Annotated in this window: 10 protein-coding genes; 8 read left to right on the top strand and 2 right to left on the bottom strand. The window is 31.1% G+C overall.

What is annotated here, in order from left to right:
* The coding region (locus ACH2CG_RS13000; RefSeq protein ID WP_395065874.1) for a LysM peptidoglycan-binding domain-containing protein at positions 1 to 181 on the bottom strand (181 nt) is incomplete at its 3' end.
* 57 nt (positions 182 to 238) lie between these two features.
* Positions 239 to 1,768, bottom strand: a complete 1,530-nt coding sequence (gene guaA, locus ACH2CG_RS12995) for a glutamine-hydrolyzing GMP synthase (protein ID WP_395065872.1) — start codon at positions 1,766 to 1,768, stop codon at positions 239 to 241.
* Between the two features lie 383 nt (positions 1,769 to 2,151).
* Here guaA and ACH2CG_RS12990 point away from each other — a divergent pair, with 383 nt between their 5' ends.
* From ACH2CG_RS12990 to ACH2CG_RS12955, 8 genes are all read left to right on the top strand, one after another.
* Positions 2,152 to 2,622 (top strand): hypothetical protein, encoded by a 471-nt coding sequence (locus ACH2CG_RS12990; RefSeq protein ID WP_395065870.1) that lies wholly within the window; start codon positions 2,152 to 2,154, stop codon positions 2,620 to 2,622.
* A 94-nt stretch (positions 2,623 to 2,716) separates the two neighbouring features.
* Positions 2,717 to 3,391: a DUF805 domain-containing protein gene (locus tag ACH2CG_RS12985; protein ID WP_395065868.1), complete on the top strand. Its 675-nt coding sequence runs from the start codon at positions 2,717 to 2,719 to the stop codon at positions 3,389 to 3,391.
* On the top strand, positions 3,391 to 4,638 hold the full coding sequence (locus tag ACH2CG_RS12980; RefSeq protein ID WP_395065866.1) for a voltage-gated chloride channel family protein: 1,248 nt from the start codon (positions 3,391 to 3,393) through the stop codon (positions 4,636 to 4,638). The genes ACH2CG_RS12985 and ACH2CG_RS12980 overlap by 1 nt, the downstream gene beginning before the upstream one ends.
* Before the next feature lie 85 nt (positions 4,639 to 4,723).
* Positions 4,724 to 5,266: an inorganic diphosphatase gene (locus ACH2CG_RS12975; protein ID WP_395065864.1), complete on the top strand. Its 543-nt coding sequence runs from the start codon at positions 4,724 to 4,726 to the stop codon at positions 5,264 to 5,266.
* A gap of 66 nt (positions 5,267 to 5,332) precedes the next feature.
* The gene (locus tag ACH2CG_RS12970; RefSeq protein WP_395065862.1) at positions 5,333 to 6,337 is read left to right on the top strand and encodes a bifunctional oligoribonuclease/PAP phosphatase NrnA; all 1,005 of its coding nucleotides are present in this window, start codon (positions 5,333 to 5,335) and stop codon (positions 6,335 to 6,337) included.
* A 1-nt stretch (position 6,338) separates the two neighbouring features.
* Positions 6,339 to 6,890: a gliding motility-associated peptidyl-prolyl isomerase GldI gene (gldI, locus tag ACH2CG_RS12965; protein ID WP_395065860.1), complete on the top strand. Its 552-nt coding sequence runs from the start codon at positions 6,339 to 6,341 to the stop codon at positions 6,888 to 6,890.
* Between the two features lie 21 nt (positions 6,891 to 6,911).
* Entirely contained in the window at positions 6,912 to 8,033 is a 1,122-nt protein-coding gene (locus ACH2CG_RS12960; RefSeq protein WP_395065858.1) for a peptidylprolyl isomerase, read from the top strand.
* A 32-nt stretch (positions 8,034 to 8,065) separates the two neighbouring features.
* Positions 8,066 to 8,908, top strand: an 843-nt coding sequence (locus ACH2CG_RS12955; protein ID WP_395065856.1) for a peptidylprolyl isomerase, incomplete at its 3' end; no start/stop codon positions are given.

Below are 8,908 nucleotides of genomic sequence, written 5' to 3'. Positions count from 1 at the left end.
TTGGTTGAATTCCGTTTTGAGAATCAGGATTTAACTTATAGATATCGTAAGGTGTAACCTTATATTTTTGAGCTATTTGAGCCACAGTTTCACCTTTATCTACTGTTTGCTTGTTATAATTCTGCCCAAAAACAGCAGTTGTAAAAACCAAAACCAAAATGTAAATAACTCTTTTAAACATATCTTTTAATTTATTTCAAATTCAAACTGAGAACTATAAACTGAACACTGCCAACTTTTACTCCCACTCAATAGTTGCTGGTGGTTTAGAGCTAATATCATATACAACTCTATTCACACCTTTCACTTTATTGATGATTTCGTTTGAGATTTTCATCAAAAATTCATAAGGTAAATGCACCCAATCAGCTGTCATTCCATCGGTAGATTCTACTGCGCGAAGTGCTACTACTTTTTCGTAAGTACGCTCATCGCCCATTACTCCTACACTATTTACTGGTAGCAAAATTGCTCCTGCTTGCCAAACTTTATCGTACAATCCGTGTTCTTTTAATCCGTTGATGAAAACTGCATCAACTTCTTGCAAGATACGTACTTTCTCTGGTGTAATATCGCCTAGTATTCTAATTGATAATCCTGGACCAGGAAAAGGATGTCTTCCTAATAATTCTGGATCGATTCCTAATGAAGCTCCTACTCTTCTAACCTCATCTTTAAACAACATTCTAAGTGGTTCTACAATTTTCAACTTCATAAAATCGGGCAAACCGCCAACATTATGATGAGATTTTATTGTAGCACTTGGACCTTTTACCGAAATCGACTCGATAACATCTGGATAAATTGTTCCTTGTGCTAACCAAGTAACATCTTCTATTTTGTGCGCTTCATCATCAAAAACTTCGATAAAAGCATTACCAATAATTTTGCGTTTTGTCTCTGGATCATCAATTCCAGCCAATGCATCCAAAAAACGTGCCGAAGCATCAACGCCTTTTACATTTAAGCCCATTCCTTTATATTGTTCCAGAACGCTTTCAAATTCGTTTTTACGCAATAAACCATTATTAACAAAGATACAATACAAGTTTTCACCAATAGCTTTGTGTAATAAAACTGCTGCCACAGTAGAATCTACTCCACCAGAAAGTCCTAAAACTACTTTATCGCCTTGCACTTTGTCTTGTAAATCTTTTATGCAATCATCGACAAAGGCATTTGGAGTAAAATTTTGAGGAACTTCGGCAATTTTTACCAAAAAATTCTCTAGCATTTGTTTTCCATCTGTAGAATGATATACTTCTGGATGAAACTGAATGGCGTAGGTTGTTTCGCCTTCAATTTTGTAAGCAGCATTTTCTACATCATTGGTGCTTGCTAGTTTTACACCGTTGGTTGGTAAGTGTTTAATGGTATCACTATGGCTCATCCAAACTTGTGAATTGAGGTTTACATTTTCGAAGAAAACTTCATCTTGTTTAATGTAAGACAAATTTGCTCTTCCATATTCTCTAATGTTGGAAGCCGCAACTTCGCCACCAGAAAAATGCGCCAAATATTGCGCTCCATAACACACGGCAAGCAAAGGCAAATGACCACGAATGTGCGATAAATCTATTTGCAAAGCATCGTCAGCGCGCACCGAGTAAGGACTTCCGCCAAGGATAACCGCTTTGTAAGACGATAAATCTGTTGGATAATTGTTGTAAGGAAAAATTTCGCAGAATATATTTAATTCGCGAACGCGGCGTGCAATAAGTTGTGTGTATTGCGATCCGAAATCTAAAATAAGTACGTTGTGTTGCATGTGCAAAAGTACTATTCTTGATGGAAAATAAAAAATTGATTTTAAAATAAATTAATTTATTTACAACCGAATCATTTACTGGTTTCAACTCTACAATCATTTAGACATAATGCTGCAACCGTTTCATTTTTTTTAGAGATTATAAAGTTAAGATGCGTTAATAGATTTTATTTTTTAATAGTATTGAACTAAACTGAAAATTCAATTAAAAAACTTTTTAGATCACAATTATTTTATAATCATTACAATAAATAAGAGACTAAAAAACTTTTTGATACTGTCTAAAAAAAATGTAGTATTGTAATAGAATTTATTAAAACTAATCGGTTGTTTTATTTAAAAATGATTACTTAATCAAAATTGGTAACTACAAAAAATTGTGAATGATAAAATATACATTTATAACAATATTTATATTAAATTTTACAATTTGCTTTTCACAAGATGTAAAAAAAAATCTATACATAGAATTTAATGAAAAGCCATACATAAAATCTAATAACGATTCGACGGCAATTGAATTTTACAAACTTGATTTTGAAAAAAAGGATGGTATTGTATATAATCTATCCATAGATAATAACGGAAATTTAGTGAAGAACGTATATTTAAAAGGTAGTTCTGCAAAAATCATAATACTTAAATACTATAATGTCAATGCAGATAACAATCCTTTTATCATTAATTTATTAGAAATGAAAAACTTCATAACTATGAATGAAATTATCGATAAATATTCTATTGAAAATTTTATGTCAATATTAGAGAACTTCAACATATATCTAGTTAAGAAAAAAAGCGGAAATAAATATTATGCAAAAAAAATGCTGGTAGAGAAACTAATTGGGCTATGAATATAAGCAGCAAAATTTTAAAAATTGGAACTGTAAAAATTAGAGAAATAAATTAATAGAAAATAAACTCATAATTTAAATAAAACTACAAATCATGAAATGGTATTTACACGCAATAAGAAACTTCGCCAATTTTGATGATCGAGCGAGCCGCACAGAATATTGGATGTTCAATTTGTTCAATCTAGTTTTTGCAATAATCTGTTATTCGGTCGATTTAATTTTTAACTTACATATTGGCAACACAAGTTTTGGTCCTTTTTATAGTTTGTATTTTGTTTTTAGTATTCTGCCCGGATTGGCAATTGCAATAAGACGTATGCACGATTTAGATAAAAGCGGTTGGTATTTACTTTTAGCAATTGTTCCAATAATCAATATATATAGTATTGTGCTATTTTGTACAAAAAGTAATGAAGAAGGAAATGCTTATGGTGAAAAACCAGTAAACACTGACATTTCTACGTTTCTAAATGATGATAAAACCAATACCAGAATTATTATCATTGCCTTAATTTGGTTATTTATCAGTAGAATTTTTTGGATAATCGTTACTACATTTATTGAAAATTTTTATCAAACTCAATACTTCAAGCACTACAATGAAATAATGAATTGTATTGGAATGTTTTTTCCTTTACTACTTTCTTTTTCTATTAAAAATCATAAATGGAAAATCATACTTTTGCTATGTTCAGCAATTTACGTGATGTACAGTTTTTATGAATTGGTAAGGTTGCATCAAGTTTCTTCTAATTTTCAATTTTAATGTTAAACAAATTCTATATCAATTATGCAATAAAATGGCTCATTATCTGCTTATCGGTCGGATTAATTTCGGGTTCTTTTTCAGCACTATTTTTAGTTTCTTTAGCTTGTGTTTCTAACTATCGTGACGCACACATTTGGATAATTTGGCTATTACCAATTGGAGGTTTGCTAATAGGATTTTTTTACCATTATTATGGAAAAGAAGTTGTTAAAGGCAATAATTTAATACTTGAAGAATATGAAAATCCAAAGCAAACCATACCATTTAAAATGGTTCCTTTGGTTCTTTTTGGCACTTTAATTACTCATCTTTTTGGCGGCTCGGCAGGACGTGAAGGAACAGCAGTACAAATGGGAAGTGCCATTGCAGATCAATTTTCGAAAGTTTTCACTATTTCTAAATCTGAGAGAAAAACGATTTTAATTATCGGAATTAGTGCCGGATTTGCTTCTGTTTTTGGAACACCATTGGCCGGAGCATTGTTTGCTTTAGAAATTTTATTTTTTAGCAAAATCAATTTTAAAAGTATTTTTCCCTCTTTTTTCACAGCCTTTGTAGCTTTTTATACTGTCGAATTTTTGCAAGTAAAACATACTCATTATACAATTCCAATTGTTCCAGAATTGACCATTTCAAATTTGGGTTGGATACTATTTGTTGGAGTCTTATTTGGTTTGACCGCCATGTTGTTCTCTAAAACTGCTCATTTTTTTGTAAAAATGTTTTCCCTATTTATAAAGTTCCCTCCTATTCGTCCTTTACTTGGCGGATTAATTTTGGCAATTGCATTCTACTTCGTCGGAAACACAAAATATGCAGGATTAGGAATTCCAACAATTGTAGATTCTTTTCAAAACACTAGTGAAAATTATGATTTTTTATTAAAAATTTTATTCACAACATTCACGCTTGGAGCCGGATTTAAAGGTGGTGAAGTGACTCCTATATTTTTTATTGGAGCCACTTTAGGAAGTGCTTTATCAGTATTTATTCCATTACCAATAGCGCTCTTGGCAGGAATGGGATTTGTAGCAGTTTTTTCTGGCGCAACCCACACGCCTATTGCTTGTACAATTATGGGAATAGAACTTTTTGGAATTGATTGCGGAATTTATATAGGATTGGCTTGCATCACAGCCTATTTTTGTTCGGGTTCTCTCGGAATTTATAGCTCTCAAATTGCTAAAGGACCTAAATATAAGTTGTACAATAGTTTAAAAAAGGATCAATTTGAAAATATTTGAAATTTGAATTCCAAAATAAACCGAATTAAAATCTATTATTGCTAATTTTGCGCAAAATTTCATAAATTAAAATTAGATATTTAAAATGGCACAATTCTTCAATCCTTGGCATAATGTTTCACCCGGTGATGAACTTCCAGAAATTGTTAACGGAATAATAGAAATTCCCAAAGGAACTAGAGCAAAATATGAACTTGATAAAGAAAGTGGTTTATTAAAATTAGATCGTGTGCTTTTCTCCTCTATGTATTATCCTGCTAATTATGGTTTTATTCCACAAACGTATTGCGATGATAAAGATCCTCTAGACATTTTAGTAATTTCGCAAATTGACGTTGTACCAATGTGCATCGTTCCTGCTAAAGTTATTGGAGTAATGCGAATGTTAGACAATGGTGAAGCCGATGACAAAATTATAGCTGTAAGCGCAGGTGACCCAAGTGTAAATCACATTAATGATATTTCAGAATTACCAGCACATTTTATTTCTGAGTTAAGAAACTTCTTCGAAGATTATAAAAAACTAGAAAAGAAAACTGTAAAAGTTGAAGATTTTTTAGGTAAAGAAACTGCAATTGAAATTTTAAAAGAGAGCTTTGAACTTTACAATAAAAATTTTTCTAAATAGAATTTAAGATAATATTATCGTAATTGATTTATCTACTTTATTTTAAAAAATGTAAATTCGCACACTATGAACGAAAAAGACATTCAAGCCATTAAAGAATTATTGGCTTCGCCCAAAAAAATTGCAATCATTCCGCATCGAAGTCCAGATGGAGATGCTATGGGTTCTACATTGGGATTGTATCATTTTTTATTAAAAATGAATCATAAACCAGTTGTAATTGCTCCTAATGATTTTCCAAACTTTTTAGCATGGATGCCAGCTTCGGATAGTGTTTTGGTATATGAAAATGATCGAGTAACAACAACACAAATCTTGCAAGAAACAGCATTGGTTTTTACATTAGATTTTAATGCGTTGCACAGAACTGGCGAAATGGAACAAGTATTAAATAAACTTACCGCTCCTGTAATAATGATTGATCACCATCAATTGCCAGATACTTATGCAACCTTTACTTACTCTGACACTACTTTTGGTTCTACGTGTGAAATGGTTTATAATTTTATTGGATTTTTAAATAAAAAGTCACTAATAGACAAAACTATTGCAACATGCTTGTATACAGGAATTTTAACAGATTCTGGTGGATTTCGTTTTCCTAAAACAACTGGAACAACACATAGAATTGTTGCCGATTTTATAGATTTGGGAGTAGAAAATACAGAAATTCCAAATTTACTTTTCGACAATAATTCTTATGATAGGTTACAACTTCTAGGAAGAGCGTTGCAAAACATGAAAGTTATTACAGAACATAGAGCTTCATATATTACACTTTCTCAGAAAGAACTAGACGAATTTAATTATGTAAAAGGAGATACTGAAGGCATTGTAAATTATGGATTGACAATAAAAGGCATCATTTTTGCTGCGATTTTTATTGAACATAGAGATGAAAATATCATCAAGATTTCCTTTCGTTCGCAAGGCGATTTTGATGTAAATCAATTTGCACGAAATCACTTCAACGGTGGTGGACACATTAATGCTGCAGGAGGAAAATCTAATGATTCGATGGAAAAGACAATCAAAAAATTTGAAGAACTTGTTTCAAAAATCAACACATAAAATGAAAAATATAAAAATTGGTTTAGTATTAAGCATGTCTATTATTTCACTTGTGAGTTGCAAACAACAGCAGGCTAGAATGCCTATTTCTCATTCATCTGGAGAATTTTTAAATGCGTCTGTTGAACGAAATAAAAAATTAATTAAAGGTGAAGAAGGTCAAATTGATGCCATAATAAAGAGTAATCCTAAAATTCAATATATTGCTTCTAAAAAAGGATACTGGTACCATTATGAAGTAAAAAATGATAAAGACACTTTAAATCCTAAAAAAGGAGATGTTGCCTATTTCGATTATGAGATTAAAGATATTAAAGGAAACATTATCTATTCGCAACTAGAATTGAAACCTCAAACCTATGCCGTAGATAAACAAAACATTATGATGGGATTGCGTGACGGAATAAAATTAATGCACAAAAATGAAACTGTGACGTTCTTATTCCCTTCCCACATGGCGTTTGGGTATCATGGTGACAACAGAAGAATAGGGACAAATGAACCATTAATGTGTACCGTAACTTTAAATGATTTTAAACCAGAAATAAAATAAACCTAGAATAATAATTAAAAAATGAAAAGAATAATAAGCTTATTTTTAGTACTAATTACCGTCTTATTTACAGGATGTAAAGAAGATGATCATGCCAATTTACCCGATGGATTGTATGCTGAAATTGAAACATCAAAAGGAAAAATACTAGTTGAATTAGAATATAAAAAAACACCAATAACAGTTGCCAACTTTATAACATTAACCGAAGGTACTAACCCATTTGTATCTAAAGATTTAAAGGGAAAAGAATTTTACGATGGTTTAAAATTTCATCGTGTAATTTCTAAATGTAATGGTGATGCAGAAGACTTTATGATACAAGGTGGTGATCCTCTTGGTAACGGAAGTGGCGACGCAGGATATAAATTTAAAGATGAAATTACCGATTTAAAATTTAATAAAGGTGGATTGTTAGCAATGGCAAACTCTGGACCAATTACAAACAGTAGCCAATTTTTTATCACCATAAAAGAAACACCTTGGTTGGATGGAAAGCACACAATTTTTGGTCATGTTACTGAAAAAGGAATGGAAGTTGTAAATACAATTGTACAAAATGACGCTATAAATTCTGTAAAAATAATACGAAAAGGAGAAGCTGCAAAGAAATTTGATGCAGTAAAAGTTTTTAGTGATTATTTCAATGTAGAATCTGAAATACAGAAAAAACAAGCAACACTAGATGCAGAAACATTAAAAAAAGCAATTACAGATAAAACTGCGTTTTTTGCCAATAAAAAAGCATCAGCAACAAAACTACCTTCAGGATTGAGCTACAACATATATGAAAAAGGAAACGGAAAAAAACCTGTAAATGGTAGTCAAGTTTTTATAAAATATGCAGGATTTTTAGAAGACGCAACATTATTTGACACCAGTTATATTGAAGTAGCAGAGGCTTTTGGAAAACTAGATCCGCAAAGAGCTGCACAAAATGGTTATTCACCAATTCCTTTTACCATTGGATCTAAAGGTGCAATGATTCCAGGATTTGAAGAAGGTTTAACCAAAATGAATATTGGTGATAAAGCGGTTTTATTTATTCCGTCTAATTTAGGATATGGTGAAAATGGCGTAAGTAATGTTATTCCTCCAAATTCTAACATCATATTTGAAGTGGAAATAATTGAAAAAATGTAACTAATTTAATAAAAATAATCAATCTTATAACAATGAAACTGAAATTTAAAATTCTTTATTTGTTCTTTTTTGGAATGATAATAACAAATGCACAAACAAAAAAAATAACACCCAAAAAAGCTACTATTACTAAAAAAGTTGCCATTGCTTCTGTTGGAATAAAACCAACAATTAATGCAACTAAATTAAATCCAAATGAGGGAATTTTTGCAGAAATGGAAACTGCAAAAGGTAAAATTGTAATTCAATTAGAATATAAAAAAACACCAGTAACTGTAGCAAATTTTATTTCACTTGCCGAGGGAACAAATCCTAATGTTGCCGATAAACATAAAGGCAAAAAATTCTTTGATGGATTAAAATTTCATAGAGTTATTAAAGACTTTATGATTCAAGGCGGTGATCCAGAAGGAAATGGATCTGGTGGTCCAGGATATGCCTTTAAAGATGAATTTACCGATGCCAAATTTGACAGAGCTGGAATTCTTGCAATGGCAAATTCTGGAGCTAATACTAATGGTTCTCAATTTTTTATAACACACAAAGAAACCTCTTGGCTTAATGGAAAACACACAATTTTTGGATATGTACTATCAGGTCAAGAAGTTGTAAATGCTATTGCTCAAGAAGATTTAATCACAAAAGTTACCATCATTAGAAAAGGAACAGAAGCAAAGAAATTCGACGCAGCTAAAATATTTGGAGACTACTTTTCTAACAAGGCAAAAGAAGAAGAAAAACTTGCAAGTGAAAGAGCTGTTGCTAATGCTAAAGCCTTAAAAGAATTTGAAAATGGTAAAACAACAGCATCTGGTATAAAATATATTGTTTTAAATGAAGGTACTGGCGCTTCTCCAACTGCAACAAGTAATGTA

The sequence above is a fragment of the Flavobacterium sp. genome, assembly GCF_043778725.1.
Classification (GTDB): Bacteria; Bacteroidota; Bacteroidia; order Flavobacteriales; family Flavobacteriaceae; genus Flavobacterium.
Note: the sequence above shows the minus strand (reverse complement) of the source record. Positions and strands in the feature narration are given on the sequence as shown.

What these genes read in the sequence shown, in the direction of transcription:
- guaA (WP_395065872.1), bottom strand. Translation starts at nt 1,768, where the DNA reads ATGCAACACAACGTACTTATTTTAGATTTCGGATCGCAATACACACAA.
- ACH2CG_RS12990 (WP_395065870.1), top strand. Translation starts at nt 2,152, where the DNA reads ATGATAAAATATACATTTATAACAATATTTATATTAAATTTTACAATT.
- ACH2CG_RS12985 (WP_395065868.1), top strand. Translation starts at nt 2,717, where the DNA reads ATGAAATGGTATTTACACGCAATAAGAAACTTCGCCAATTTTGATGAT.
- ACH2CG_RS12980 (WP_395065866.1), top strand. Translation starts at nt 3,391, where the DNA reads ATGTTAAACAAATTCTATATCAATTATGCAATAAAATGGCTCATTATC.
- ACH2CG_RS12975 (WP_395065864.1), top strand. Translation starts at nt 4,724, where the DNA reads ATGGCACAATTCTTCAATCCTTGGCATAATGTTTCACCCGGTGATGAA.
- ACH2CG_RS12970 (WP_395065862.1), top strand. Translation starts at nt 5,333, where the DNA reads ATGAACGAAAAAGACATTCAAGCCATTAAAGAATTATTGGCTTCGCCC.
- gldI (WP_395065860.1), top strand. Translation starts at nt 6,339, where the DNA reads ATGAAAAATATAAAAATTGGTTTAGTATTAAGCATGTCTATTATTTCA.
- ACH2CG_RS12960 (WP_395065858.1), top strand. Translation starts at nt 6,912, where the DNA reads ATGAAAAGAATAATAAGCTTATTTTTAGTACTAATTACCGTCTTATTT.